We start from the raw sequence: 26,085 nt of genomic DNA on the forward strand, positions 1-26,085 counted from the left end.
TCCGGTGAGGACGTTCCATGGCACATCGCGCACTACGCCGCGCGACGATGCTGGCTGCCGTGCTCCTGACGGCAACAGCTTTCGCGGCACCGGCCCACGCGGCCGACGACACCGGCACGATCGCGGGTCGGTTGACCAGCAGCACCGGCGCGGCGGTCGCGAACGCTGGCGTCGAGGTCTACAACGAGGAAACCAACTACAACGGCTACACCTCGACCGGCGACGACGGTTCCTACACGCTCGCCAACCTGGCGCCGGGCGACTACTCCGTGGCGTTCAACGCCGAAGGGCACCCGCGACAGTACTTCGACAACAAGTTCGACCTCTGGGAAGCCGACCTGGTGACCGTCGCCGCCGGCGGCACCACCACCGTCGACGAGGATCTGGCAGCCACCGGCACGCTGACCGGCCGCCTGCTGCGTGCCGACGGCAGCCCGCTGGCCTTCGAGCCGGTCGTCGCCGAGGCGGAGGACGGCACCGAGAGCAACGCGCTGACCGACGGCGACGGGGCCTTCTCGCTCGCGGTGCTGCCGGGCAACCACCGCGTCGGGTTCAGCCCGATCGAGGGCTCGGAGCAGCGTCAATGGGTCCCGGGCAGCATCGACCGTGCCGGCGCCCGCCTCTTCACCGTCGTCGGCGACCAGACCGTCGAGGTGACCGATACCGCGCTGGCGACCGGCAGCGTGACCGGCCGGGTCACGACACCGGCCGGCGAACCGGCGACCAACATGCGGGTCGCGCTCGACACCGCCACCGGCGACTACACCTGGCTGAGCGCGCGCACCGGCGCCAACGGCCAATACACGATCGCCCCCGCCCTGATCGGCAGCTACGTCGTGAGCTTCACCGACAACGAGTTCAGCGCGACTCAATATCACCGACGCACCCTGCGCGCCGACCAAGCCGATCCCGTCGCGGTCACCGCGGGTGCGGCCACCCGCGTCAACGAGCGCCTGCTCGACACCGGTGGGCTCCGGGTCACCGCGGTCGACGCGGTGACCGGTGCGCCGGTCCTGCGGTTCTGTGTCGATCGCTGCACCACGACCGGCACGATCGAGCTGACCGGCCTGACCGCGGACAGCCACGAGTTCGCCGCCAACACGCCGGGCGGCACCCACTTCTCCCGCGCATTCACCGCCACGGTCCGGGAGGGCCGGACCACCGAGGTCACGCTGCGGCTCAAGCCCGCCGCGCAGATCACGACCACCGTGGTCGACGCGGCGACGAGCCGGCCCCTGGCCAACGTCTGCGTGATCGCCTACAAGGCGAAGCAGGTGCGGCTCTGGGACGGCTTCAACGTCTGTTCCAACTCGCAGGGCAAGATCACCATCGGTGAGCTGACCAACGGCAACTACCGGCTGTTCGCGGCGCCGCAGTCCACGACCTATGGCCGTCAGTGGGTGGGCGCGACCGGCGGCACCGGCGACGAGCGGCAGGCCGCGGTCGTCCCGGCCACGCTGGGCGCCGTCGCCACCGCGCCGCAGATCCGGATCGACCCCGCCGGGGCGATCGCCGGCACCGTCACCGATGCCGAGACCGGCGCGCCGATCGAGGGCGCGCGGGTGGCGCTGTTCACGCAGAGCCCTGGCCTCGGGGCATCCGAGGTCGAGACCGACGCGCAGGGTCACTACCAGGTCGACGGTCTGGGCCCGTACCCGTGGCCGTTGAAGTTCTCCTCCTTCGGCAGCGCACTCGCCTGGACGGGCGGCGCCGCCAGTCGCTACACGGCGACCCCCACCGTGGTCACCGCCGGCAGCACGGCGACGGCCGACATCGCTCTGCGGGACGGCGTCCTGGTCACCGGCACGATCCGGCTGAGTGACGGCGGCGCTGTCGATGGCGGTTTCGTCGACGTGCGCACCGCCGATTCGGGCGACTTCGCGGGCTCGAACTGGCCGGAGAACGGCCAGTTCTCGATCCGCGTGCTGCCCGGCCAACGGATCTACTTCTCCTACAGCGTCTACGCGGGCGACCGCGAATATCGGGTCGAGCGGGTGCCGGGTGACCCTGTGCGCGTGCCGGCCGGGGGTCTGACCACGGAAATCGTGGTGCTGACCGCCTGATCTGCACAGATCGTTCACATCGCCGGACCGGGATCCGCACAGGCGCTCACTACAGTCGCCGACATGAGAGAGCGCCGGATCCTGGTGGTGGAGGACGAGCGGACCATCGCCGACTCGATCGCCGTGCGGCTGCGTGCCGAGGGCTTCATGGTGAGTCTGGCCGGCGATGGTCCGTCGGCGGTCGAGACGGCCCGGCGCGAACCGCCCGACCTCGTCGTGCTCGACGTGATGCTGCCCGGGTTCGACGGCCTCGAGGTGTGCCGGCGGATCCAGGCCGACCGGCCCGTCCCGGTGCTGATGCTCACCGCCCGCGACGACGAGAACGACATGCTCGTGGGGCTCGCGGTCGGCGCCGACGACTACATCACCAAGCCGTTCTCGATGCGTGAGCTGGCCGCCCGGGTGCACGCGCTGCTGCGCCGCGTCGAGCGGGCCCAGTCCGTCGGCCCGACCACGATCCGGCTCGGCGACCTGGAGATCAACCAGGCCGAACGCCGGGTCAGCCGCGCGGGCGCCGAGGCGCACCTGACCCCGACCGAGTTCGACCTGCTGGTGCACCTCGCCGGCCGGCCGCGCACGGTGCTGCCCCGTGAGCGGCTGCTGGCCGAGGTCTGGGGCTGGGGCGACGGCGCCGGCACCCGCACGGTCGACAGCCACGTCAAGGCGCTGCGCCGCAAGCTGGGCGCCGACCTGATCCGCACGGTGCACGGGGTCGGCTACGCCCTCGAGGTGAAACTGTGAAAGACCTGCTCAATCGCGGCCTTGACCTGCTGCCCCGGCCGCTCGATCCGGTCCGGTCGATCAAGCTCAAGCTGGCCCTCCTACTGGTCGCGTCGGCCGCCGCGGGCCTCGCCTACTTCTGGTATGCGTTGGGTCGAATCCCGTACATCACCTCCGCGACGGCGCTGCTCGTCGGCCTGCTCACGTCGCAGGTCCTGGCGCACGGCATGACGTCACCGCTGCGCGACATGACGGCGGCGGTCCGGGCGATGCGCCGCGGCGACTACACCCGTCGGGTCCGCGCCACCTCCCGCGACGAGGTCGGCGAGCTGGCGGACGCGTTCAACCAGATGGCCGCCGACCTGGCCGCCGCCGACAGACAACGCCGCGAGCTGATCGCGAACGTCTCGCACGAACTGCGTACGCCGATCACCGCGTTGCAGGGTGTCCTGGAGAACATCGTCGACGGCGTAGCGGAGCCGGAACCGGCCACCCTCCGCACGGCGCTGCACCAGACGGAGCGGCTGACGCGCCTGGTAGCCGAGCTGCTCGACCTGTCCCGGTTGGACGCGGGCGTCCAGCCGATGCACCCGGTCCGCTTCGACGTCGCCGACTTCCTGGACGAGGTGGCCGACGAGGCCGCGGTCACGGCGATCGGCGCGGGCCACGACATCAAGCTGACGGTGACCCCACCGCCGAGCCCGGTCACGTTGCACGCGGACCCGGCCCGCCTGCACCAGGTGCTGGCCAACCTGCTCGACAACGCGGCCCGCCACAGCCCACCCGGCGGCACCGTCTCGGTAGCCGGCCGCCTCGACGACGACCGCGTCGTGATCGAGGTGGGCGACGAGGGCCCCGGCATCCCCCCGAGCCAACGCGAGACGGTCTTCGACCGCTTCACCCGCGGCGACCGCGCCGCGGGCGGCGGCACGGGTCTGGGCCTGGCGATAGCCCAATGGGTGGTCCAACTACACGGCGGCACGATCCACGTCGTCGACCCACCGGCGGGCAAGGGCTGCCTGGTCCGCGTATCCCTACCCCGACTCACATCCCCGGCGGTGCCCGCATGACAACCCCGAACCCGAACCCAGGCGCGCCCGCTCCCCGAGAGGGCGAGGCGTCCGCTCAGGGTGCGACGCCGGGCCCGGCGGTGAGGCCGGCCGCGGCTGCGAGCGCCTCCGCGAGTTCGACCTCGGGAGCGGGCCCGATCGTGGCTCCGGCCGCCGCTACCTCAGGCGCCGGCCGCCCGGCCGGCCCGCCTCAGCCGCCGCAGTGGTCGTGGGCCGGGCCGAATCGGGTGCCGAGGGCGTCGGTTCTGCTCGCGCTCGCCATCGCCGCCGCCGTCACCGCTGCCGCGCTGCCGATCGAGCGGGCCGGTGTCGGATGGCTCATCGGGGGTGCTGCAAGCATTGTTGCCCTGGCAGTCACAAAAACCAGGGCTTCCTGGCGGCAGGCCGCCTGGGCGCTGGCCACCATCGCCCTCCTCGGGGTCGGCACCGTCCGCGCCGCCGACTGGCTCTTCGTGCTCTGTGTGTTGGCCGCCGTCGTCACCGGTGCGTTCAGCCTCGGTGATCCGCGCGAGGTCCGCGCGATGCTGGCCGCCCTCGTCCTGCCACCGGCCGCCGCCCTGCGCGCCCTGCCGTGGGTGCGGGCCGGGCTGCGCGCCAGGTTCGCCGGTCGCCCCGGCCTGCCCACCCGCGTGCTCGCCGTCACCGCCGTATCGGTCAGCCTGCTGCTCGTCTTCGGCGCCCTGTTCTCCTCCGCCGACGCCGCCTTCGCCGACCTCGTCGACCGGTTCGTCCCCGTCGTCGACGACGGCGCGATCGCCCGCGTGCTCGTGCTCTTCCCGATCCTCTTCGCCACCCTCGCCGGCGCGGCGTTCATCCTGATCGCCCCGCCCACCGTCGAGCGGCCGACGGAGACCACCGCACGGTTCGCCTTCCGCCGCCTCGACTGGGCCATCCCGGTCGCCCTGCTCGACCTGCTCTTCCTCGCCTTCGTCGCGGTGCAGGCCACCGTCCTGTTCGGCGGCAGCCGGCACGTCCTCGACCCCGGCGGTCCCACCTTCGCCGACTACGCCCGCGGCGGCTTCTGGCAGCTGCTCGCCGTCACCGCACTGACCCTGGTCGTGCTGGCGGTCGCCGGGCGGTGGGCACCGAAGGCCGGCCGCGCCGATCGCGCCACGATCCGGCTCCTGCTCGGCGCCCTGGCCGTGCTCGCGCTCGTCGTCGTGGCGAGCGCGACCCACCGGATGAACGTCTACGAGCAGGCGTACGGCTACACCCGCCTGCGCGTCTTCGTCACGGCCGTCGAACTCGGCCTCGGCGCGCTCTTCGTCGCCGTGCTCGTCGCCGGCCTCAAGCTGCGCGGCGCCTGGCTGCCCCGGGCGGCCCTCGCGATCGCCACCGGCGGCCTGCTCGCGCTCGCGATCCTCAACCCCGACCGGTTCATCGCCGACCGCAACGTCGACCGGTACGAGAGCACGGGCCGGATCGACCTCTCCTACCTCAGCACGCTCTCCGCCGACGCCGTACCCGCGCTCGACCGTCTCACCGGCGACGACCGCGCGTGCGCCCTGTGGCGCATCGCCCGCAAGCTCGACGCCGCCCCCGACGACTGGCGGTCCGCCAACACCGCCCGCCACGAGGCCCGTACGCTGCTCGCGCGCGACCCGGCCGGCGACTGCGCGGTGATCAGATGAGTCCCCACTACCGCGACCGGGTGTGATCGGGGACACTGCCGGCATGACGCATGGGCGGCGCACGCGCGTGGTGCTGGCCGACGTGCACCCCATGACGCACGATCCCGACCGCACCCGCGTCGAGCTCGCCGAGCAGACCCAGGTGGGCCAGGCGCTCGTCCGCGGCCTGGTCCGCGCCCAGCTCGCCCTCGCGCTGCGGCTCTCGCTCGTCGTCGCGATCGGGCTGGGCGGGCTGCCGCTGCTGTTCGCCGTCGCCCCCGAGATCAGCACCGCCCGGCTGGCCGGCATCGACCTACCCTGGCTGCTGCTCGGGGTCGCCGCGTTCCCGTTCCTGGTCGTCGTCGGCTGGGCCTACGTGCGCCTCGCCGAGCGCAACGAGCAGGACTTCGTCGCGGTGGTCCGCCGCCCGGAGCGCTGAGTGGGCAACCCGTACGTCGTCCCGGCCATCGTCGTGGTCACGCTGGTCACGGTCGCGATCGGCTTCTACGGCCTCAAGCTGGCCCGCACCACGAGCGACTTCCTGGTCGCGTCCCGCAGCGTCAGCCCGACCTGGAACGCGGCCGCGATCGGGGGCGAATACCTCTCCGCCGCGAGCTTCCTCGGCGTGGCCGGCCTGATCCTCAAGTACGGCGTCGACGTGCTCTGGTACCCGGTCGGCTTCGCCGCCGGCTACCTGGCCCTGCTGCTCTTCGTGGCCGCCCCGCTGCGCCGGTCGGGCGCGTTCACCCTGCCCGACTTCTGCCAGCTCCGGCTCGGCTCGCGCGGGCTGCGCAAGCTCGCCACGGCCTTCGTGGTGTTCATCGGCTGGCTCTACCTGGTGCCGCAACTCCAGGGCGCCGGGCTGACGCTGACCACGGTCACCGGGCAGCCGTACGCCCTCGGTGCCCTGCTCGTCGGCGCCGTCGTCACCTGCAACGTCGCGCTCGGAGGCATGCGGGCGATCACCTTCGTGCAGGCCTTCCAATACTGGCTGAAGCTGACCGCGCTGCTGGTCCCGGCGATCTTCCTGCTGCTGCAGTGGCAGGCCGACGGGCGCCCGGCGGTGGCCGCCCCGGACGGCCCTGTGTTCCATACCGCGACGAGCGTCGTCATCGAACACGACGCGACACTGACGCTGGCCGACGGCTCGACGGTCGTGGTCCAGACGGGCCAGCGGCTCGAGTTCGCCGCCGGCGAGCCCGTGCCCGAGGTGTCCACGGTCGACGAGACCCGCGGGCCCGACTGGCTGCTGCCCGGCGACAGCGACACGGGCCTGTTCGCGACCTACTCGCTGATCCTCGCGACGTTCCTCGGCACCATGGGCCTCCCGCACGTGCTCGTGCGCTTCTACACCAACCCCGACGGCAACGCCGCCAGGCGTACGACGCTGGTGGTGCTCTGTCTGGTCGGGCTCTTCTATCTCCTGCCGACCCTGTACGGCGTGCTCGGCCGCGTCTACACACCGCAGTTGCTGATGACCGGGCGCACCGACGCCGTGGTCGTGCTGCTGCCCGGCGCGGCGCTCGGCAGCGGCCTGACCGGCCAGTTGCTCGCGGCGCTGGTGGCCGCCGGCGCGTTCGCCGCCTTCCTGTCCAGCTCGTCCGGGCTGCTGACGAGCGTCGCCGGGGTCATCTCGACCGACGTGATCGGCCGCGGCTCGGTGCGCGACTTCCGGCTGGCCACCGTGATCGCCGGGGTCGCACCGATCGTGCTGTCGCTGACGATCGAGAGTCTCGACGTGTCACAGGTGGTCGGCCTGGCGTTCGCCGTCGCCGCGTCCACCTTCTGCCCGCTGCTCGTGCTCGGGATCTGGTGGCGCGGGCTGACCGCGCGCGGCGCCGCGGCGGGCGTGCTGACCGGCGGTGGCGCGGCCGGCGGGGCGGTGCTGCTCACGGTGCTCGGGCCGCCGCTCACCGGCTGGCCGGCCGCCCTGGTCAGCCAGCCCGCGGCGTGGACCGTACCCCTGGCCTTCGCGGTGATGGTGGTCGTGTCGCTGGCCAGCCGCAGCCGGGTCCCGGCGGACGTCGGCGCGGTGATGCTGCGCCTGCACGCGCCGGAAAGTGTGCTGTCCGGTACCACCCGACGGTGACCGGGACCGATACGGTCAAGGGGTGACGACGGTGAAGGACGCCCTGGTGCTGCGGGGACTGGCCAAGAGCTTCGACGGCAAGGTCGCGGTCGGCGGTGTCGACCTCGACGTGCCGGCCGGCTCGTTCTACGGTCTGCTCGGTCCCAACGGCGCCGGCAAGACGACCACGCTCTCGATGGCGGTCGGCCTGCTGCGGCCCGACCACGGCCAGGCCTGGGTGCTCGGCCACGACGTGTGGCGCGACCCGATCCAGGCCAAGCGGCTGTTCGGCGTGCTGCCTGACGGGGTCCGCCTGTTCGACCGGCTCAGCGGCGCCGAGTTGCTCGCCTACCACGGCTTGCTGCGCGGCATGGACCCCGCGGTCGTCGACCAGCGCGCCCGCGAGTTGCTCGACGTGCTCGCGCTCGCGGACGCCGGAAACACCCTGGTCGTCGACTACTCGGCCGGCATGAAGAAGAAGATCGGGCTCGCCTGCGCGCTGCTGCACGCGCCGCGACTGCTCGTCCTCGACGAGCCGTTCGAGGCCGTCGACCCGGTCGCGGCCGCGCTGATCCGCGACATCCTCCAGCGATACGTCGCCGGCGGCGGCACCGTGATCTTCTCCAGCCACGTGATGGCGGTCGTCGAGCGGCTCTGCACCCACGTCGCGATCCTGGCCGACGGTGTCATCAAGCGCGTCGGCACGCTCGCCGAGGTGACCGGCGAACGTTCGCTCGAAGACGTGTTCGTCGAGGTCGTCGGCGGGCGCACGGCGACCGGGGAGGAGCTGGCGTGGCTCTGACCGGGCAGGCCACGCAGGCCACCGAGGTCGCCGCCGCCCCGCGCGCGGTGTCGCCCCGCCACTTCGTCCGGCTCAAGCTGCGGATCATGGGCAACAGCTTCCGCGGCCAGGTGTGGCGGGTCGTGCTGTTCTCGTTCGGCATCCTGTTCGGCCTCATCTACGCCACCGCCGGCTTCTTCGCGGCGGCCGCGGCCGGGCTCGCCGGCAACACCGACGCCGCGTTCCTGGTCGCCGCGGCCGGCGGTGGCGTGGTCGCGCTCTCCTGGACCCTGCTGCCCCTGCTGTTCTTCGGCGTCGACGAGACCATCGACCCGTCGCGGTTCGCGCTGCTGCCGCTGCCCCGCCGCACGCTGGTGGTCGGCCTGCTGACCGCGGCGCTGATCGGCGTCCCCGCGGCCGCCACCCTGATCGCGACCGCCGGGCTGGTGCTCTCCGCGGGCGCACTGGGCGGCGCCGGCGCGGCGGTGGTGCAGGCGCTCGGCGTGCTGCTCGGCCTGGTCTTCTGCGTCGCGGTCAGCCGGGCGGTGACCAGCGCCTTCGCCAACCTGCTGCGCTCGCGCCGCACCCGCGACCTGGCCGCCGTGCTGCTCGCGGTCTCCGCCGCGCTGATCGGCCCGCTGCAGATCGCCATCAACCGGGCGAGCACCAACACCGACTGGCGGCGGTTCCTGCCGCTCTCCGAGGTCATCGGCTGGACGCCGTTCGGCGCCCCGTACACGGCGGGTTTCGAGGCGGCGGCCGGGCACTGGCTCGCGGCGCTGGCGAAGCTCGCGCTCGTGGTCGCGGCGATCGCCGTGCTGCTCTGGTGGTGGTCGCGCACGATCGAGACGGCGATGGTCGGCACCGCGAGCCTCGGTCCGGCAGCCCGGCAGGGCACCCCCGGCGCCCCCGTCGACCAGCTCTTCCCGCGGATCCTGCGGTGGGCCCGGCGCGACCGGTTCGGCGCGATCCTGGCTCGCGAGGTGCGCTACTGGTGGCGGGACGCCCGCCGGCGGTCCAACCTGATCACGTTCGCGGTGGCCGCCCTGTTCGTCTCGGCGATGGTCAACTTCGGCGAGGCGATCTGGGGCACGGAGGCCGGCGAGCCCGCCCGCGACGTGGCGGCCTCGCCGCTCACCTTCACGCTCTCGATGATCTTCGTGGGCACGCTGGCCGCGGTGACGCTGGCCAACCAGTTCGGCTTCGACGGCAGCGCGTACGCCAACGACATCATCGCGGGCGTGCCGGGGCGCACCCAGATCGCCGCCCGGGCCGCCGCGTTCACGGTCTACGTGCTGCCGCTGGTCGTGCTGATCGCGGTGATCATCGGCGTGCTGGTCGGAGAGCCGACCTGGATCCCGATGGCGCTCGGCACGCTGGTCGGCACGTTCGGCTGCGGCCTGGCGGCCAACTCGATGCTCTCGGTGATCGGCGCCTACGCCCTGCCGGAGACGTCGAACCCGTTCGCGCTCAACACCGGCGCCGGCATGGCCCGCGGCCTGCTGAGCATCCTCTCGATGGTGATCGGCGTCGTGCTCGCCGTGCCGCTGCTGCTCGGCGCGCTGTTCGCGGGTGACGTCTGGCTCTGGGTCGCCTTGCCCGTCGGCCTGGCCTACGGCGCCGGGGCGGCCTGGCTCGGCAGCGTGATCGTCGGCGACGTCCTCGACCGGCGGATGCCCGAACTGCTGCTGACCATCACGCCCCGCCGCTAGAAAGAATGGGCCGGTGAACAACCCGATCGAACCCGGCGCCCAGATCCACGGCACCGACCCGTTCGCCACCCCCGAGGGGGCCCGCTCGCCGATCCGCCGGTTCCGCGGCCGGCTGGCCTCGCCGGTGACACTCTGGACGGCGCCGGGGCCGGCGGGATTCACCGTCTCGTCGACGCTGGTGGTCGACGGCGACCCCGGGCGGCTGCTCGGCGTGCTCGACGACGAGTCCGACCTGTGGACGGCGCTCTCGGCGGCCGGCCGGTTCGCGGTCGCGCCGCTCGGCCCGACCCACCGCCAGCTCGCCGACCGCTTCGCGGGCCTGATGCCGGCGCCCGGCGGCCTGTTCCAGGGTGGTTCGTGGACCGAGACGCCCTACGGCCCGGTGCCCGCCGACGCCGCCGCCTGGGCCGGCTGCCGCCTCGACAACGCCCGCGAGCTCGGCTGGGGCCTGCTGGTCGAGGCCACCATCGAGCAGGTGGAGATCGTCAGCGAGGCACCCCCACTGATCCACTACCGCGGTCGATATCTCGCGAGCTGAACGCAACCGGCGGCGTGGCTCACCGGTGTCCCCTCCAGACACGGGGAGGCAGCCTATGGAGACGGTCCGGGTGACCCGGCCTGATGGCCGCACCGACACCTTCGACGCGTTCTACGCCGCGAACTTCGACCGGCTCGTGCTCCAGTTGTACGCGTACACGGCGGACGTCTCGGCCGCGCAGGACGCGGTGCAGGAGGCGTTCAGCCGCGCCTGGGCCCGCTGGGACCGGGTCGCCGGCTACGACGAACCGGCGGCCTGGGTCCGCCGCGTGGCGATGAACGTCGCCACCAACCGGTGGCGGCGGGTGCAGGCCGCCCGCGCGCACGCCCGCTTCCACCGCGCGGAGTCGGTGCCGCCGCCGAGCCCCGACCGGGCCGCGCTGGCCCGGGCGTTGCGCGCCCTGCCACCGCGGCAGCGCCGGGCGATCGTGCTGTTCCACATCGCCGACCTCTCGATCGGGGAGATCGCGGCCCAGGAGGGAGTACCCGACGGCACCGTCAAGGCCTGGCTGCACCGTGGCCGGGCCGCCCTGGCCACCCTGCTGACCGACGAGGAGGACCGCCGTGGATGAGCAGCGCCTGGACGACGTGTTCGACCGGTTCCGGGGCGGGGCGCCGCTGGCGGTGGCGGCCGGCGCCGACGCGGCCCGGGAGGCGTTTCGCCGCCGCCGGCACACCCGCGCGGTGGTGGCCGGTGCTTTCGCCGCCCTCGCCGTCGCCGCACCGTCCGTGGCCTTCGCGGCCGGGGCGTTCGACCGGACCCCGCCGCCACCGGGCGTGATCGCCAGCGACCCGCCGGCCCGCACGACCGAGCCCACCCAGCGGACGACCGCGCCGCCGACCACGCCGCCGAGCACGCCGCCGCGGCCCACCGAGCCCGCGGACGTCCCCGCCGCAGCCCTGCTCCGGGAGCTCGACGTGCCCGCCGGCTACCGCTACCGGGGCGACGCGGTCGACGGGGACTGGAGCCTCGCCGCGATCGCCGCGTCCTGCGACCCACCGCGGGGCGTCGAGCCGCCGGGGGTCGCCCAGCGCGGCGCCGCCTTCCGCCGCGGCCCCGACGAGAGCCTCCTGCAGGTCGTCGAGCGGATGCCCACGTCGAGCGCCGCCCGGCAGTGGCTCGACGAGTTGCCCGACCGGCTCGGCACCGACTGCGGCCGGGTGCGCTTCGCGGTGGTGGCCGAGGACTTCGCCGGCGACGGGTCGCTCGTCGTGCGCGCCACCGCGGACGGCGGGGAGCCCAACCTGTACGTGTTCGTACGCCAGGGTCCGCTGCTCACCCAGATCTGGCAGAAGCACCAGGTGACCGTCGGGGTCGCGGAAGATCTCGGGCGGGCGGCCGCCGACCGGCTCTGCCAGGGCACCGCCGCCTGCTAGGCCACCACTCGCGCCGTTCACCGGCGTGACGCGGGTCACTCGGCGCAGCCATCCGTCCGTTGGGCGCAGGTGGCTGCGCCGGCCGCGCCAGGGCTTCCGGGGCCGCGTGGACCGTTCCTACGGTGCCGCTGTTCGACCTTGTCCCTACGCCCCTGCGAAGGTGGTGACCACATGAGTACGGAGGCGAGAGACACCGCTCCCACGGAGACCCCCGAGGACCGGTATCTGGCCATGCAACGTTCCCCGGAGTTCGGCAACCTGCGCAAAGCGTTCCGCGGCTTCGTGTTCCCGATGACCGTCGCGTTCTTCGTCTGGTACGCGCTCTACGTCATCCTGTCCGCGTACGCGCGCGACTTCATGAGCATCCGGATCGGCGACAGCCACATCAACGTGGCATTGATCTTCGGCCTGCTCCAGTTCGTCTCGACCTTCCTGATCGCGTGGTTCTACTCGCGGTACGCGAGCCGCAAGGTCGACCCGCTCGCCGACACGATCCACGCCGAGTTGGAGGAGACGCGCAGTGAGTAAGCTCCTCGCGGCCGAGGCCGCCGGCGGCAGCACCGCCCGTACCCTCACGATCATCCTGTTCCTGGTCTTCGTGGCCATCACGCTGGCGATCACCGTCTGGGCGAGCCGGCAGACCAAGACGGCGACCGACTTCTACGCCGGCGGCCGATCGTTCTCGGGCTTCCAGAACGGCATGGCGATCGGCGGCGACTACATGTCGGCGGCGTCGTTCCTCGGCATCGCCGGCATCATCGCGCTCAACGGCTACGACGGGTTCCTCTACTCGATCGGCTTCCTGGTGGCCTGGCTGGTCGCCCTGCTCCTGGTCGCCGAACTGCTGCGGAACTCGGGCCGCTACACGATGGCCGACGTGCTCGCGTTCCGGATGCGCCAGCGGCCGGTCCGCACGGCCGCGGCGGTCTCCACGATCACCGTGTCGATCTTCTACCTGCTGGCCCAGATGGTCGGCGCCGGCGCGCTGGTCGCGCTGCTGCTCGGCATCAAGCCCGGCACGACGTTCATGGGCATGGACGCGGACGCCGCCAAGATCGCCACGATCGTGCTGGTCGGCGCCCTGATGATCGTCTACGTGACGGTCGGCGGCATGAAGGGCACGACGTACGTCCAGATCGTCAAGGCGTTCCTGCTGATGACCGGCGCGCTGCTGATGACGATCCTCGTGCTGGCGGTCTTCAGGTTCAACCTGTCGTCGCTGCTCGGCGACGCGGCGCAGTCGTCCGGCAAGGGCGAGGCCTTCCTCGAACCAGGGTTGCGCTACGGCGTGGAAGTCGCCGGCAACGCGACACAGACCTTCTACAACAAGATGGACCTGCTGTCGCTCGGCATCGCCCTGGTGCTCGGCACCGCCGGCCTGCCGCACATCCTGATCCGTTTCTACACGGTGCCGACGGCGCGGGCGGCCCGCAAGAGCGTGCTCTGGGCGATCGGCATCATCGGCACGTTCTACCTGTTCACGCTGGCCCTCGGCTTCGGTGCCGCGGCCCTGGTGGGCAGCGAGGCGATCACCGCACAGGACCGGGCGGGCAACACGGCGGCTCCACAGTTGGCCGCGGAACTCGGCCGGCGCTTCTTCGGCGGTGAGATCGGCAGCGCGACACTGCTGGCCATCATCGCCGCGGTCGCGTTCGCGACGATCCTCGCGGTCGTCGCCGGCCTGACGCTGGCGTCGTCGTCGAGCCTCGCGCACGACTTCTACGCCAACGTGCTCAAGAAGGGCGAGGCGTCGGAGCGGCAGGAGGTGAACGTCGCCCGGATCTCCGCGCTGGTGATCGGCGCCGTGTCCATCCTGCTGTCGATCTTCGCGCAGAACCTCAACGTGGCGTTCCTCGTCGCGCTGGCGTTCGCGGTCGCCGCCTCCGGCAACCTGCCGGCGATCCTCTACAGCCTGTTCTGGAAGCGGTTCAACACGTCCGGTGCGGTCTGGGCGATCTACGGTGGTCTGATCTCCGCCGTGGTGCTCGTGTTCTTCTCACCGGTCGTCTCCGGCGGCGCCACCTCGATGTTCCCGGACTCCGACTGGCAGTGGTTCCCGCTGTCCAACCCGGGTCTCATCTCGATCCCGTTCGGCTTCTTCTGCGGCTGGCTGGGGACGGTCCTGTCCAAGGAGCGTGACGACGCCAAATACGCGGAGTTGGAAGTTCGCTCCCTGACGGGCTCGGGCGCGCACTGAGTCACATGGGCCCCGGCGGTGCACACCGCCGGGGCCCCTGTCAAGGGCAACCCGGGCCCGACGGTAGATCCGCTTCATCGGTAGTCTTGGGCTCATGGTGGTTGCCCAACGCTTCGGAGCCGGTCATCGCATCCTTGTGACAGGAGGCGCCGGCTTCGTCCCGTCCCACCTGATCGATGTGCTCATCGCCCGCGGTTGCGCGGTCGTCGCGGTCGACAACTTCGTCACGGGCTCCAAGGAGAACGTCACCCACCTCGTCGACCACCCGCAGTTCACGCTGGTCGAGGCCGACGTCGCCGACGGGCTGCCGACGCACCACCCGGCGCTCGACGGCCGGTTCGACGCGATCCTGCACATGGCGTCGCCGGCGAGCCCCAAGGACTTCACCACGCTGCCGATCGAGATCCTGCGCGTCGGCTCGATCGCCACGCTGCACCTGCTCGAGCGCGCGGTCGCCGACGGTGCCCGGTTCCTGATGGCGTCGACGTCGGAGGCCTACGGCGACCCGCTGGTGCACCCGCAGGTCGAGACCTACTGGGGCAACGTCAACCCGGTCGGCATCCGCAGCGTCTACGACGAGGCCAAGCGCTTCTCCGAGGCGTCCACCATGGCCTACCACCGCTACCGCGGGCTCGACGCCGCGATCGTGCGGATCTTCAACACGTACGGGCCGCGGATGCGTCCCGACGACGGCCGGGCGATCCCGACGTTCATCTCCCAGGCGCTGCGCGGCGAGCCGATCACCGTGCACGGCAACGGCGCGCAGACGCGCTCCATCTGCTACGTCGACGACCTGGTCCGCGGCATCCTGCTGCTGCTCGACTCGACCGAGACCGGTCCGATCAACTGCGGCGACGAGCACGAGATGTCGATGAAGGACCTGGCCGAGACGATCGTGCGGCTGACCGGCAGCGCCTCCACGGTGACCTTCACGTCACGCACCGCCGACGACCCGGAGATGCGCCGCCCCGACCTCACGCTGGCGCGCACCAAGCTCGGCTTCGCACCGACGGTCTCCCCGGAAGAGGGTCTCCGCCGCACCATCGAAGACTTCCAGCGCCGCGCCGTTTAAGGCATAACGGCAGGTCAACGCGGAAATTTTTACCTACCAAGTTCGTGCCGTGCCGGCGTTGGTTGTGAGCCGTACCTAGGTTTGCTTCGTACCCTGGGTCACATGTCTGCGACCACGTCATCGTCCGGCGGCACCTCCGGCCGCGCCTCGGTGCCCGGCCGTACGTCCAGCGCCCGCGTCTCGGCGGCCCCGACCGGCGGCCGCATCAGCGGGCGGGCGCACGTGCCGGGAGCACGCACCGAGGCCCGCCCCCGCATCGGCGGTGGTGGTCCCGGCGGCCCCGGTGGTCCGCGCGGCCCGCGCCGCCCGGGCGCGCCCTACCGCAAGGGTCCACAGCCCAAGTGGGGCCGGATCGCCCTGGTCGCGGTCGTCGGCCTGGTGGTGCTGGGCCTGCTCGGCGCCGGCGGCACGTGGATCTACGTGCGCGCGCTCAACGGCAACATCGGCCGCACCGACCCGTTCTCCGAGATCACCGACGGCCGGCCGGTCAAGACGGCCGAGGGCGCGCTCAACATCCTGATGGTCGGCACCGACTCCCGAGACCCGGACGCGGCGCTCGACAAGGCCGGCCAGTGGCGGGCCGACACGATCATCGTCATGCACATCCCGGCCTCGCAGGACAAGGCCTACCTGGTCTCGATCCCCCGCGACCTCTACGTGCCGGTGCCGAAGTCGGCCAAGGCCGAGTGCGCCAACTCCGAGCGCCACAAGGTCAACTCCGCGTTCGCCTTCGGCGGGCTGCCCCTGGCCGTGCGTACCGTCGAGTGCTTCACCGACGTCCGGATGGACCACGTCATGGCGATCGACTTCGCGGGGTTCAAGGAGGTCACCGACGCGCTCGGCGGTGTGGACCTCAAGGTCGAGCGGACGACCAAGTCGATCCACAAGCCCTTCCGCACCTTCCAGAAGGGCGTCAACCACATGAACGGCGAAGAGGCCCTCGACTGGGTCCGCCAGCGCAAGCAGTTCCCCGACGGCGACTTCGCCCGGATGCGGCACCAGCAGGAGTTCCTTCGCGCGCTGATGGACAAGGCCGCGAGCAGCGGCACGCTGACCAACCCCGGCAAGCTCAACAGCTTCCTCAAGGCGGTCACCAACGCGGTGACGGTCGACGAGGGGTTCTCGCTGGTCGACATGGCACTGCAGTTCCGCAACCTGCGGGGCGAGAACCTCGAGTTCCTGACCAGCCCCCACAGCGGCAGCCAGACGATCGGCGGCGAGTCCGTGGTGGTCTCCGACAAGACCAAGGCGCTGGCCATGTACAAGGCCATCAACGAAGACAAGATGGCCGAGTGGGCGGCAGCCAACAAGAAGTAACAATTACCCCGATCCGGACGAATGACAAGGCTGGCCCTGGCCCGACATATCCGACTTAAGCTGTCGCTAGCGCGATGCGGCGGGGGTCGGGAGGGGCCATCAGCTCAGGACGCAAGGGGGAGCAGCGGCCACCGGACGGTGGGCCGGCCAGTCGGCCGCGCTGGGCCAAGATCCTGATCGTCGTGGGTGTCGCCCTGGCCGTCCTGGCCGGTCTCAGCCTCGGCGGGCTCAAGCTGCTCTCCGAGCGCCTCAACGACGCGCTGCAGAAGGCCGACCTGCTCGACTCCGGCGCCCGGTCGGGCAACGGGGAGTTGCACGGGCCGCTCAACTATCTGCTGATCGGGTCGGACCAAAGGGACGCGAACCCCACCATGGGACATCGGGCCGATTCCATCGTGATCGTCAACATACCGGCGGGGCTCGACCGGGCGTACCTGATCTCGATCCCCCGTGACCTGCGGGTCGCCATCCCGCCCTGGCCGGCGTCGAACTACAAGGGCGGACAGGACAAGATCAACGCCGCCTTCCAGTACGGCGGTGCCGACGGCGCCAAGCTGCTCTCCGCGACCGTCACGAACCTCACCGGCGTGCGCTTCGACGGTGCCGCGATCGTCGACTTCACCGGCTTCAAACGCGTCGTCGACCTGCTCGGCGGCGTCGACGTCTGCGTGGACCGGCAGGTCACCTCCATCCACACGGGCCACGTCTTCCCCGTCGGTTGCTACCGGATGGACGGCGCGAAGTCCCTCGACTACGCGCGGCAGCGCTACGGCCTGCCCCGGGGTGACTACGACCGGCAGCGCCACCAGCAGCAGATCCTCAAGGGGATCGCCAAGAAGCTCACCGACCCCACCGTGCTGGCCAACCCGATCAAGCTGGACCAGACGGTCCGGGCCATCGGGGCGACCATGACCGTCGACACGAACGGCGTACCCCTGAACGATCTGGTCATCTCGTTCCGCAACATGCGGGCCGAGAACGTCTACGGGATCCGGATCCCGTCCACCGGCGCCCGCATCGACGGCACCTCCTACAACGTGCTCACCCCGGACGCGGACCTGCTGTTCAAGGCGGTCCGGGAGGGCGACGTCGCAGCCTGGGCGGCCGCCAACCCCAAGTGGGTGCTGAGCATCTAGGCTTGGCTGCGTGTGGAGACCAGAACCGGTTCCGTGGGTCGCCGCGGACGATGTGCCGGAGGACGCCTATCTGCTCGACGTCCGTGAGGACGACGAGTGGCGGGCCGGGCACGCCCCGGGCGCGCACCACGTGCAGATGATGGAGGTGCCGGCCCGGCTGGCCGACGTGCCGACCGACGCCGACGTCGTGGTCGTCTGCCGGATGGGCGGCCGCTCGGCCCAGGTCGTGACCTACCTGTCCAAGCAGGGCTGGGACAACGTACGCAACCTCGACGGCGGCATGGAGGCCTGGCAGTCCGCCGGCCGTCCCATGGTCAGCGAAGACGGCCAACCGGCCCGCGTGGTCTGAGCCCACGGTGGGCGAGTCGCCGTTGATCTTCGCGCACCGCGGTTCCTCCGCGGTGCTGCCCGAACACACGCTCCCGGCCTACCAGCGAGCCCTCGACGAGGGCGCCGACGGCGTGGAGTGCGACGTGCGGCTCACCCGCGACGGGCACCTCGTCTGCGTGCACGACCGGCGGCTCGACCGCACCAGCAACGGCACGGGCCGGGTCAGCCGGCGCACCCTGGCCGAGCTCGCCGAACTCGACTTCGGCAGGTGGCCCGACAGCGACGTCCCGGCCGATCCGGACCGCGGCCGGCTGCTCACCCTCGACCGCCTGCTCGGCACGGTCCGCGACGCGGGGCGCGAGTTGCAGGTGCTGATCGAGACCAAGCACCCGACCCACCACGGCGGCGACGTCGAGCGCGCGCTCGCCGCCCTGCTCCGCCGGCACGGCCTCGACCAGCCGCGGGACAGCGAGCGGGTGGCGGTGACGGTGATGTCGTTCTCCGCGCTGGCCGTGCGCCGGATGCGCGAGCTCGCGCCCGGCCTGCCCACGGCGTTGCTGATGGAGCTGCTGCCCTCGACGCTGCGCGGCACCCTGCCGTTCGGCGCCCGGATCGCCGGTCCCGGCATCCACCTGGTCAAGGCCCGGCCGCGGCTGGTCCGCACGCTGCAGGCCGCCGGCAACAAGGTCTACGTCTGGACGGCCAACGAGCCCGACGAGATCGACCTCCTTATCGACCTGGGTGTCGACGGCATCATCACCGACCGCCCCGGGTTCGTCCTGAAGCACATCGGCCGCTGACCCTTTTGCAGTGCGCCCCGGGTTGGGCACACTCGGGACCATGCCCGCGCGCCCGGACTTCGCCTCCTTCATCGCCGGCCACGCCGAGGTGATCGAGCGGATCAACTCGGGCGAGGCGGGCCTGCCGATCCTCGACGTCGTCCTGCGCCTCGCCGAACAGGCACTGGGTGCGGCGGGCATGACCTTCGCGGAGTACGGCCCGTCCGGCGGCCGGATCGTCGCGGCGACCGGGGCGGCCGAGTGGGCGTTGGGCCGCCCGGTCGACAAGGAGTCACCGACCACGAAGCGGCTGCTGACGGGCCTGCGTACGCAGGTGCTCTCGCTCGACCGCATCGAGGGGAAGTTCCCCGACCAGGCGACCGGCCAGGGCCTGCACACGATGCTCGTCACCCGGGCGATGCTGGGCCGGCTGGTGGTCGGCAGCGTGCAGGCGTTCTACCGCGAGGTCGAGGACCTGCCGACCATCGAGCACCACAGCCTCATCGAGTTCGTGGCGATCAACCTGGCACACATGTACGGGCACCAGGCCGGCCTCCCGGTGCACGGCGACGGCCCCGTCGTCGCCGCCCTGGCCGACGGGCTCGCGATCATCGACTTCGACCGCAAGGTGCGGCTGTGGAACCCGGCGGCCGAGGAGGTCACCGGGCTGTCCGCCGCCGACGTGCTGAACGCGACGCTGCCGTTCCCCATCCCGGTGCTCGGCCAGACGCTCGACCACCGGCTCGCCGACGGTCGCTGGCTGAAGATCACCGCGAGCGAGCTGGCCGGCACCGTCGACTCGGTCGTCGTCACGTTCCGCGACATCAGCGACCAGCACCGCCGCGACGGCGACCGCGACCTGTTCGTCGCGCTGACCAGCCACGAGCTGCGCACGCCGGTCACCGTGATCAAGGGGTACGCGGACACGCTCAACAGCCACTGGGACGAGCTGCCGGAGTACGAGCGCCGGCACGCGGCCGACGTGATCGGGCAGCGCGCGGGCGAGCTCGCGAAGCTGGTCGACCGGCTGCTCTCCGCGGCCGACCAGAGTGGCCCGACCGCCGGCTCGCCGCCCAGCCCGTTCGACCTCGTCGAGGCGCTCCGGGTGGCCGAGCGTGACCTGCCCACCGCCCTGCGCCGGCGGCTGCTCGTCCGGCTGCCCGTCGACCTGCCGAAGGCGGTCGGCGACCGGAGCACGATCTCGACGATCCTGACGGAGCTCGTGACCAACGCCGACAAGTACAGCGTCGACGGCACCGCGATCGAGCTGACCGCGCTCAGTGACGAGCGCACGGTGGTCTTCCGCGTTTCCGATCGGGGCATCGGGGTACGACCCGAACATGTGGAGCGGGCGTTCGACCGGTTCTGGCAGGCCGAATCGGGTGACCGGCGGAGGTACCCGGGTGCCGGACTAGGCCTGTATTTGGTACGAAGGGTAATAGAGCGACAGAACGGATGGGTGTCGCTGCGGCCCCGGGAGGGCGGCGGCACCGTCGCGGAGGTGCGACTCCCCCGCGGCTAGTTCATTGGAGGCGGGCGGTGACGACGGCGGTGGCCGAGCGGTCCTGGCAGGCAGTGGTGCCCCATCACGCGCGCGGCGCACGCGCCGCACGGCACCAGCTGACCACGGAGCTGACCGGCACGGTCCCCGACGAGCTGCTCGCCGACGTCGTCGCGGTGGCCGGTGAGCTGGTGGTCAACGCGGTGCGGCACGCCCGCCCGCTGCCCGGCGGCGTGATCAAGGTGGCCTGGGACGTGTCCCCCGCGGGGGTGGTCGGGGTCCGGGTCACCGACGGCGGCGGCCGGGCCCGCCCGAACCCCCGCCGTGCCGGCCCGACCGCGCTGGACGGCCGAGGGTTGCAGATCGTCTCGGCGCTGGCCGACCGCTGGGGCGTCGAGCACGAAGGCGCCGACCAGAGCGTCTGGGCCGAGCTGGGCGAGCACTCCCACTCCCTGGCGTGAAACGCCACCCCGCGACCGCCCGGCTACGCAAGGGTGGCAATAGGCTGTCTCCCCATGAGTAAGAAGCGCCGGATCAAGAACGACGGCACCCCCAAGCGGGAGAAGCAGCAGGACATGTTCTCGGCGCGGCCGTTCGAGGGCCTCGTCGACGAGGTCGAGTGGATCGCGCTGCGCGAGCTGGTCCCGGCCGCCTCCGCGCCGCTGACCCTGGCGCCGCAGCTCGTCGAGGAGTTCGGCGACCGGAAGGTCATCCTCGCCACGGTGCTGCCGATGGCCTGGCCGGCGATGACCAAGCCGGACGGCCGGGTGTTCCTCGGCCTCCAGCGGCACGTGCAGTCCGGTGATGTCTCCCGCGACCTCGCCGTGGCGCTGGTCCGCGCGCTGCAGACCAAGCCGGGCAGCCCCGTCTCCGTGCCGGCGCACGCCGGTGTCGGCCCACGGCTGCAGGACCTGATCGTCGACGGCCCGCTCGACGTCACGCTGCACGAGGGCTTCGAGTTCTGGCTCGACGACGACGCCGGCGACGACGCCAACGTGAAGGCATCGCTCGAACGGGCGAACGCGTCCATCTACCCGACGGTGCGGCTGGCCGCGGCGAAGGCCGCGTACTGGTGCCGGGTCCCGGACCGCGGGCACATCCGCTGGGTGCTGCCCGACGACGAGGACGCCGCGCTGGCCGCCCTGGCCCGCCTCTCCGCCGCCGGCGACCTGCTGCTGGGCGAGGGCACCAAGTTCGCCGGAATGTTCCGGGCGCACGGGCTGCTGGTCCCGGTCTGGGACATCCCGCGCGACCCGGAGGCCGCCGAGTGGGAAGCGCCGGTCGAGGCGTTCGCCAAGCGCTACGCGGACGCGCTCGCCGACACCTCCCCGCTCGACGCCGCCGCCCGCCGGTCGCGCCAGGGCCTGGTCGGCCGCCAGCTCACCCTGCGCTAGTCGGTTCCCGGAGCATCGGGCACGACATACAGCGTGGTCCGCCCCGGCCCGAGCCCAGCTCGGAGCCGGGGATCCGGATCACCTCGATGCCGGCCCGCTCGAGCTGCGCGTTGGTCTCCACGTTGCGCTCGTAGGCGACGCACAGCCGCGGGGCGATGGCCAGGGTGTTGTTGCCGTCGTCCCACTGCTCGCGCTCGGCGGTGACCGGGTCCAGGCCCGTGTCGATGACCCGCAGCGTGCCGATGTCCATCGCGTCGGCCGCCGCGCGCAGGAAGGGTGCCGGGCCGTCGACCTGCGGCTCACCGTCGGCGCCGGCGATCACGGTGTACGCCTGGAGCGAGTGCGCGTACTTCGGATACATGATGACCGCGTCGGCGTCGACCATCGTCACGATCGTGTCCAGGTGCATCGTGGCCCGCTCCTGGGCAATCGGCACGACCAGGATCGTGTGCGCGAGTTGGGCGCCGAACACCCGCCGGGCCAGCCGCTCCGCGCCCGCCGGCGTGGTCCGCTCGCCGACCCCGATCGCGATCACGCCCTCGGCCAGCAGCAGCACGTCGCCGCCCTCGACCGGCTCCAGGGCGGGGTCGTAGAGCATCCGGGTGCCGACGAACCGCGGGTGGTAGCGGTAGATCGCGTCGGTCAGCGTGGTCTCCCGGCGCCGGGCCGGCATGGCCAGGCTGGTCACGGCCGCCCGGTCGCGCACCCAGACGGACGAGTCCCGGGTGAACAGCAGGTTGGGCAGCGGGTCGATGACGAACTCGTTGCTCGGCATCAGCGTGTAGACCAGGCCGCCCGGTCGGTCGGCGCTCGTCCGCAACTCGTCGTGGGCCAGCCCGCCGATCAGCACCGCGGCCAGCGCCACGGGATCCAGATAGGTGAGATGGTCGGCGACCCGGCGGCGCAGGGTGTCACCCAACCGGGTGTCGTCGACGACGCCGGCCGTGAGTTCGGCGCGGGCCTCCGGCACGGCGAGGGTCTCGGCCAGCAACTGGGACACGTAGAGGACCTCGACGCCACGTGCGCGCAGGGCCGCCGCGAAGGTATCGTGTTCCTCTTGGGCTCGACCGACCCACGGGATGCCGTCGAACAGCAGCGAATCGTTGTTTCGCGGGGTCAGGCGGGCTAACTCCCGGCCGGGGCGGTGCAGCAGCACAGTGCCCAACCGGCCAACTTCGCTTCCGACATAGTGCGTCACAAGGCCCGAGCCTAGGCCGTGGTTGTCACCATCCGGGAAAAGAGCCGTACGGTGAATGTGGCATTCATCCGCACTCATTCCCCCGCAGCATCTTGCCTGAGTACCGGTGTCGCCACGTACGGTAGCTAGACAGCCAAAGCTCGCCCTTGCCGGAGGCAGCGATGACCGTATTTCCTGCGCGTCGAGCCGTCCCCATCACCCCCCGACGAGCTCTGCCGAGCGCAGAATCCCCCCAGCCCGACCTGATCGACGCCCGCTCACGCCCGCTCGACTGGGCGCGCCGCAGGCGGGCAGAGCGCGACGCACGCCGCATCGAAGCGGCCGGCGCCCGTGCTCTCAACCGCATCGAGCACCTCGGCCCGTCGTGGCACATCGTGGAATGGCCCCGCACCGACTCGTTCGACGCCCTGTTCACGGGCGCCGACGACCAGGCGGGCTTCCTGGTGATCGGGCCGAGTGGCCTGTTCGCCGTGACGATCGCCGACCACGGCCGGTCCCGCGTGATGGTCGCCGGAGACGTCGTCCAGATCAGCGGCAAGCGCCCGCCCTACATCTCGGAGGCGCGGCGTGACGCCAAGCGGGCCGCGAAGGCACTCAGCTCCGCGATCGGGCACACCATCCCGGTCACCCCGGTGCTGGTATTCGTCGGTTCTGGCGTCATCAGCGTCTACGGGCTGCCCAAGGACTGTCTGATCGCGACCCACCGCGAGCTCGACCGCCTGCTCGTGGCCGGTGGCGACCGGATCAGCCCCAGCACCGCCGAGAAGCTGTCGCAGGTGGCCAGCCAGCCCAGCACGTGGCTGAACGTGGCACACAGCGGCGGCGGCTACCGGTGGTACGAAGACGGGCGCACCGCCTCGACCAAACTCGCCACCCGCCGTTGACCGCGCTGCGGCAACCATCCGCAGCACTGGCCGACTGGAGGGTCGTCGGCACGCGAATCACCGGTTAGCGTGACGGTGGGGCAACTGCCGGCGATGCACAGGAGGCGCGGTGGCGCACGTCGAACTTGAGCTCGAGGTTCTGGCACCAGGCGAGTCCGAGGGCGTCGAGCCGACCACAGGCGCGCCCGCTGGCACGGCGTGGGCGCCACTCGCGTGGACGCCACCTGCCCCGCCGACCAGCTTCGACCGCTGGGCCGAGACGGTGTTCGCGGCAGACGAGCCCTGCCTGGTCATCGACGCCGAGATGACCATCGTCGCCGCGTCCGCCAGCTGCTGCGAGCTGCTGGGCCTGGCCGACCCGCGGGCCGCCGTGGGCCGCCCGCTCCTCGACGCGGGCCTCCGCCTGGTCGACTTCACCGCGGCGCGTACGGAGCTGACCAACATCGAGGTCGACAAGATCCCGCCACTGCTCGCGGTCACCTCGGGCCGGCAGGCCAGGGGCTTGCTCCGCGTCCAGTCCCACCACGGCGAGGGCGACGCGACGGTCGACGCGATCGCGACCCCCCTCCACGTCGAGGGCGCGGTAGCGGGCTCCCTGACCTTCTTCGCCACGGTCTAGGCCGACTCTCGCGCGGCGCCGCAACAGCGCGCCGGCGCCGCGACAGTTCAGCCCGCCCGGATGCGATGACGCAGGCGACGGCCGCGTCGGGTTCGCGGTTCTCTAGTCGCTCACCTCGGCGCGGCGGCGGAGGAGGTAGCGGCGTTCCGGGTCCGCGGTGACCAGGGCCAGCGCCTCGTCGTAGGCCGCCGTCGCCTCGGGCCTGCGGTCCAGGCGGCGTAGCAGGTCCGCGCGCGTTGCCGGCAGCAGGTGGTAACCGCGCAAGGCCCCCGTCGCCGCGAGGCGGTCGACCAGGGCCAGACCCGCCTGCGGGCCGTCGGCCATCGCCACCGCGACCGCGCGGTTGAGCTCGACCACCGGTGACGGTGTCAGCTTCGCCAACTCGGCATACAGGCCCGCGATCTCCGTCCAGTCGGTGTCCGCCGCCGTCGGTGCTGTCGCGTGGACCGCGGCGATCGCCGCCTGGATCTGGTACGGGCCCGGGCGGCCTCGGCGCAGCGCGCGGCGCAGCAGGTCGTCGGCCGCCGCGATCCGGCGGACGTCCCAGCGCGAGCGGTCCTGGTCGGCCAGCGCCACCAACTCGCCCGCGGCGTCCAGGCGGGCCGCCCGCCGGGCGTCGTGCAGCACCATCAGCGCCAGCACACCCGCCGCCTCGGGTTCGTCGGGCATCAGCGCAACCAGCACCTCGGCCAGCCGGATCGCCTCGGCGGTCAGGTCGACCCGGACGAGGTCGGCGCCGGCCGTGGCCGCGTACCCCTCGTTGAACAGGAGATAGACCACCGCGAGCACGGCGGCGAGCCTGTCCGGCAGCAGGTGGTCCGGCGGCACCCGGAACGGGATGCCGGCGTTTCGGATCTTGCCCTTCGCCCGGAACAGCCGCTGCGCCATGGACTTCTCCGGGAGCAGGAACGCCCGGGCGATCTCCGCGGTGGTCAGGCCGGCCAGCGTACGCAGGGTGAGCGCCACCTGGGCCTCCCGGGCCAGCGCCGGGTGGCAGCAGGTGAAGATCAGCTCGAGCCGGTCGTCGGGGATCCCGTACGGCACCAGCGGTTCCGGCTGCGACATCCGGGCCACCTCCCGCAGCTTCTCGGCCTCGACGGCCGCCCGGCGTACCCGATCCAGTGCCCGGTTCCGCGCGGTCACCACCAGCCAGCCGCCGGGGCGCGTGGGAACGCCCTCGTGCGGCCAGCGCTCCAGCGCCTTGGCGAAGGCGTCCTGGGCGCACTCCTCCGCGAGGTCCCAGTCGCCGGTCAGCCTGATCACCGCCGCCACCACGCGGCCCCATTCCGCGCGGTAGACGGCGGCAACCTCGGCGCCGATGTCGGTCATTCGGTCCAGAACGGGCGCACGTCGACCATCCCCGCCCAGGCCATCGGGTGCTTCGCGGCGATCTCGATCGCCTCGTCCAGGTTCTCCGCCTCGATGATGTCGAAGCCGGCGATCTGCTCCTTGGTCTCCGCGTACGGCCCGTCGAGCACGACAACCTCACCGTCGCGTACCCGCACCGTGGTGGCGTCGGCGCCGGGGCGCACCCGGTTGCCGCTGAGCCGGGCGCCTTTCCCGTCCATCTCGGTGACCCATTCCTCGACGGGCATCGGCCCGCCGGCCGCCTCGACGGACTCCGCGCCCGGCTCGTTGCCCGGCGCCTCGGTGCAGATCAGAAAGAGGTACTTCATCTCGGGTTTCCTTCCACTTCGTGTGCGCGTCCTTCGCCATACGA

At 72.0% G+C, this 26,085-nt stretch carries 26 protein-coding genes; 23 read left to right on the forward strand and 3 right to left on the reverse strand.

The window, feature by feature from the left end:
- Window positions 1-17: 17 nt before the first annotated feature.
- From Asi02nite_RS02970 to Asi02nite_RS03070, 21 genes are all read left to right on the forward strand, one after another.
- Window positions 18-2,063 carry a carboxypeptidase-like regulatory domain-containing protein gene (locus Asi02nite_RS02970; RefSeq protein ID WP_203710551.1) on the forward strand — a complete coding sequence of 682 codons (2,046 nt, stop codon included), beginning with the start codon at window positions 18-20 and terminating at the stop codon, window positions 2,061-2,063.
- Between the two features lie 63 nt (window positions 2,064-2,126).
- Window positions 2,127-2,804 (forward strand): response regulator transcription factor, encoded by a 678-nt coding sequence (locus Asi02nite_RS02975; protein ID WP_203710552.1) that lies wholly within the window; start codon window positions 2,127-2,129, stop codon window positions 2,802-2,804.
- Entirely contained in the window at window positions 2,801-3,853 is a 1,053-nt protein-coding gene (locus tag Asi02nite_RS02980; protein ID WP_203710553.1) for a HAMP domain-containing sensor histidine kinase, read from the forward strand. Before Asi02nite_RS02975 ends, Asi02nite_RS02980 begins: the two co-directional genes overlap by 4 nt.
- 227 nt (window positions 3,854-4,080) lie before the next feature.
- Window positions 4,081-5,484: a DUF4153 domain-containing protein gene (locus Asi02nite_RS02985; protein ID WP_203710554.1), complete on the forward strand. Its 1,404-nt coding sequence runs from the start codon at window positions 4,081-4,083 to the stop codon at window positions 5,482-5,484.
- 43 nt (window positions 5,485-5,527) lie between these two features.
- A complete protein-coding gene (locus Asi02nite_RS02990) occupies window positions 5,528-5,902 on the forward strand; it encodes a DUF485 domain-containing protein (protein WP_203710555.1) in 375 nt (124 codons plus the stop codon).
- Window positions 5,903-7,552: a sodium/solute symporter gene (locus tag Asi02nite_RS02995; protein WP_203710556.1), complete on the forward strand. Its 1,650-nt coding sequence runs from the start codon at window positions 5,903-5,905 to the stop codon at window positions 7,550-7,552.
- 22 nt (window positions 7,553-7,574) lie between these two features.
- Entirely contained in the window at window positions 7,575-8,333 is a 759-nt protein-coding gene (locus Asi02nite_RS03000; protein ID WP_203710557.1) for an ABC transporter ATP-binding protein, read from the forward strand.
- A complete protein-coding gene (locus Asi02nite_RS03005; RefSeq protein WP_203710688.1) occupies window positions 8,330-10,024 on the forward strand; it encodes an ABC transporter permease in 1,695 nt (564 codons plus the stop codon). The genes Asi02nite_RS03000 and Asi02nite_RS03005 overlap by 4 nt, the downstream gene beginning before the upstream one ends.
- Window positions 10,025-10,037: 13 nt before the next feature.
- Window positions 10,038-10,562 (forward strand): flavin reductase family protein, encoded by a 525-nt coding sequence (locus tag Asi02nite_RS03010; protein WP_203710558.1) that lies wholly within the window; start codon window positions 10,038-10,040, stop codon window positions 10,560-10,562.
- A gap of 55 nt (window positions 10,563-10,617) precedes the next feature.
- Window positions 10,618-11,133, forward strand: coding sequence for an RNA polymerase sigma factor (locus Asi02nite_RS03015; RefSeq protein WP_203710559.1), 516 nt, complete (start codon window positions 10,618-10,620; stop codon window positions 11,131-11,133).
- A complete protein-coding gene (locus Asi02nite_RS03020; protein WP_203710560.1) occupies window positions 11,126-11,938 on the forward strand; it encodes a hypothetical protein in 813 nt (270 codons plus the stop codon). The genes Asi02nite_RS03015 and Asi02nite_RS03020 overlap by 8 nt, the downstream gene beginning before the upstream one ends.
- A gap of 171 nt (window positions 11,939-12,109) precedes the next feature.
- Complete coding sequence (locus Asi02nite_RS03025; RefSeq protein WP_203710561.1) at window positions 12,110-12,466, forward strand: DUF485 domain-containing protein; 357 nt, start codon at window positions 12,110-12,112, stop codon at window positions 12,464-12,466.
- Window positions 12,459-14,135, forward strand: a complete 1,677-nt coding sequence (locus Asi02nite_RS03030) for a monocarboxylic acid transporter (RefSeq protein ID WP_203710562.1) — start codon at window positions 12,459-12,461, stop codon at window positions 14,133-14,135. Before Asi02nite_RS03025 ends, Asi02nite_RS03030 begins: the two co-directional genes overlap by 8 nt.
- A gap of 94 nt (window positions 14,136-14,229) precedes the next feature.
- Window positions 14,230-15,207 (forward strand): NAD-dependent epimerase/dehydratase family protein, encoded by a 978-nt coding sequence (locus Asi02nite_RS03035; RefSeq protein WP_203710563.1) that lies wholly within the window; start codon window positions 14,230-14,232, stop codon window positions 15,205-15,207.
- A gap of 102 nt (window positions 15,208-15,309) precedes the next feature.
- On the forward strand, window positions 15,310-16,524 hold the full coding sequence (locus tag Asi02nite_RS03040) for an LCP family protein (RefSeq protein WP_203710564.1): 1,215 nt from the start codon (window positions 15,310-15,312) through the stop codon (window positions 16,522-16,524).
- Window positions 16,525-16,706: 182 nt separating this feature from the next.
- The gene (locus tag Asi02nite_RS03045) at window positions 16,707-17,660 is read left to right on the forward strand and encodes an LCP family protein (protein ID WP_239126430.1); all 954 of its coding nucleotides are present in this window, start codon (window positions 16,707-16,709) and stop codon (window positions 17,658-17,660) included.
- A gap of 10 nt (window positions 17,661-17,670) precedes the next feature.
- Complete coding sequence (locus Asi02nite_RS03050) at window positions 17,671-18,009, forward strand: rhodanese-like domain-containing protein (RefSeq protein WP_203710566.1); 339 nt, start codon at window positions 17,671-17,673, stop codon at window positions 18,007-18,009.
- A gap of 7 nt (window positions 18,010-18,016) precedes the next feature.
- Window positions 18,017-18,790, forward strand: coding sequence for a glycerophosphodiester phosphodiesterase (locus tag Asi02nite_RS03055; protein WP_203710567.1), 774 nt, complete (start codon window positions 18,017-18,019; stop codon window positions 18,788-18,790).
- Between the two features lie 40 nt (window positions 18,791-18,830).
- Window positions 18,831-20,291, forward strand: a complete 1,461-nt coding sequence (locus tag Asi02nite_RS03060) for a sensor histidine kinase (protein WP_203710568.1) — start codon at window positions 18,831-18,833, stop codon at window positions 20,289-20,291.
- A 17-nt stretch (window positions 20,292-20,308) separates the two neighbouring features.
- Window positions 20,309-20,731, forward strand: a complete 423-nt coding sequence (locus Asi02nite_RS03065; RefSeq protein WP_203710569.1) for an ATP-binding protein — start codon at window positions 20,309-20,311, stop codon at window positions 20,729-20,731.
- 54 nt (window positions 20,732-20,785) lie between these two features.
- Entirely contained in the window at window positions 20,786-21,664 is an 879-nt protein-coding gene (locus Asi02nite_RS03070; protein WP_203710570.1) for a DUF5926 family protein, read from the forward strand.
- On the opposite strand, the gene Asi02nite_RS03075 is transcribed toward Asi02nite_RS03070, so the two are convergent.
- Complete coding sequence (locus tag Asi02nite_RS03075) at window positions 21,651-22,862, reverse strand: arginine deiminase (RefSeq protein WP_239126431.1); 1,212 nt, start codon at window positions 22,860-22,862, stop codon at window positions 21,651-21,653. The genes Asi02nite_RS03070 and Asi02nite_RS03075 overlap by 14 nt on opposite strands.
- A gap of 161 nt (window positions 22,863-23,023) precedes the next feature.
- Here Asi02nite_RS03075 and Asi02nite_RS03080 point away from each other — a divergent pair, with 161 nt between their 5' ends.
- Window positions 23,024-23,746: a hypothetical protein gene (locus Asi02nite_RS03080; protein WP_203710572.1), complete on the forward strand. Its 723-nt coding sequence runs from the start codon at window positions 23,024-23,026 to the stop codon at window positions 23,744-23,746.
- 109 nt (window positions 23,747-23,855) lie between these two features.
- Window positions 23,856-24,365 (forward strand): transcriptional regulator, encoded by a 510-nt coding sequence (locus Asi02nite_RS03085; protein WP_203710573.1) that lies wholly within the window; start codon window positions 23,856-23,858, stop codon window positions 24,363-24,365.
- Between the two features lie 102 nt (window positions 24,366-24,467).
- Here the strand turns inward: Asi02nite_RS03085 and Asi02nite_RS03090 are convergent, their stop codons facing one another.
- Both Asi02nite_RS03090 and Asi02nite_RS03095 read right to left on the reverse strand, forming a co-directional pair.
- Window positions 24,468-25,694: an RNA polymerase sigma factor gene (locus Asi02nite_RS03090; protein ID WP_203710574.1), complete on the reverse strand. Its 1,227-nt coding sequence runs from the start codon at window positions 25,692-25,694 to the stop codon at window positions 24,468-24,470.
- Window positions 25,691-26,041 (reverse strand): YciI family protein, encoded by a 351-nt coding sequence (locus tag Asi02nite_RS03095; RefSeq protein ID WP_203710575.1) that lies wholly within the window; start codon window positions 26,039-26,041, stop codon window positions 25,691-25,693. Before Asi02nite_RS03095 ends, Asi02nite_RS03090 begins: the two co-directional genes overlap by 4 nt.
- Window positions 26,042-26,085: the final 44 nt, after the last annotated feature.

The sequence above is a fragment of the Asanoa siamensis genome (assembly GCF_016862555.1).
GTDB lineage: Bacteria > Actinomycetota > Actinomycetes > Mycobacteriales > Micromonosporaceae > Asanoa > Asanoa siamensis.

Coding starts and splice junctions, on each gene's coding strand:
- Asi02nite_RS02970 (WP_203710551.1), top strand. CDS start 18: ATGGCACATCGCGCACTACGCCGCGCGACGATGCTGGCTGCCGTGCTC.
- Asi02nite_RS02975 (WP_203710552.1), top strand. CDS start 2,127: ATGAGAGAGCGCCGGATCCTGGTGGTGGAGGACGAGCGGACCATCGCC.
- Asi02nite_RS02990 (WP_203710555.1), top strand. CDS start 5,528: ATGACGCATGGGCGGCGCACGCGCGTGGTGCTGGCCGACGTGCACCCC.
- Asi02nite_RS03015 (WP_203710559.1), top strand. CDS start 10,618: ATGGAGACGGTCCGGGTGACCCGGCCTGATGGCCGCACCGACACCTTC.
- Asi02nite_RS03025 (WP_203710561.1), top strand. CDS start 12,110: ATGAGTACGGAGGCGAGAGACACCGCTCCCACGGAGACCCCCGAGGAC.
- Asi02nite_RS03035 (WP_203710563.1), top strand. CDS start 14,230: ATGGTGGTTGCCCAACGCTTCGGAGCCGGTCATCGCATCCTTGTGACA.
- Asi02nite_RS03040 (WP_203710564.1), top strand. CDS start 15,310: ATGTCTGCGACCACGTCATCGTCCGGCGGCACCTCCGGCCGCGCCTCG.
- Asi02nite_RS03060 (WP_203710568.1), top strand. CDS start 18,831: ATGCCCGCGCGCCCGGACTTCGCCTCCTTCATCGCCGGCCACGCCGAG.
- Asi02nite_RS03070 (WP_203710570.1), top strand. CDS start 20,786: ATGAGTAAGAAGCGCCGGATCAAGAACGACGGCACCCCCAAGCGGGAG.
- Asi02nite_RS03080 (WP_203710572.1), top strand. CDS start 23,024: ATGACCGTATTTCCTGCGCGTCGAGCCGTCCCCATCACCCCCCGACGA.
- Asi02nite_RS03090 (WP_203710574.1), bottom strand. CDS start 25,694: ATGACCGACATCGGCGCCGAGGTTGCCGCCGTCTACCGCGCGGAATGG.
- Asi02nite_RS03095 (WP_203710575.1), bottom strand. CDS start 26,041: ATGAAGTACCTCTTTCTGATCTGCACCGAGGCGCCGGGCAACGAGCCG.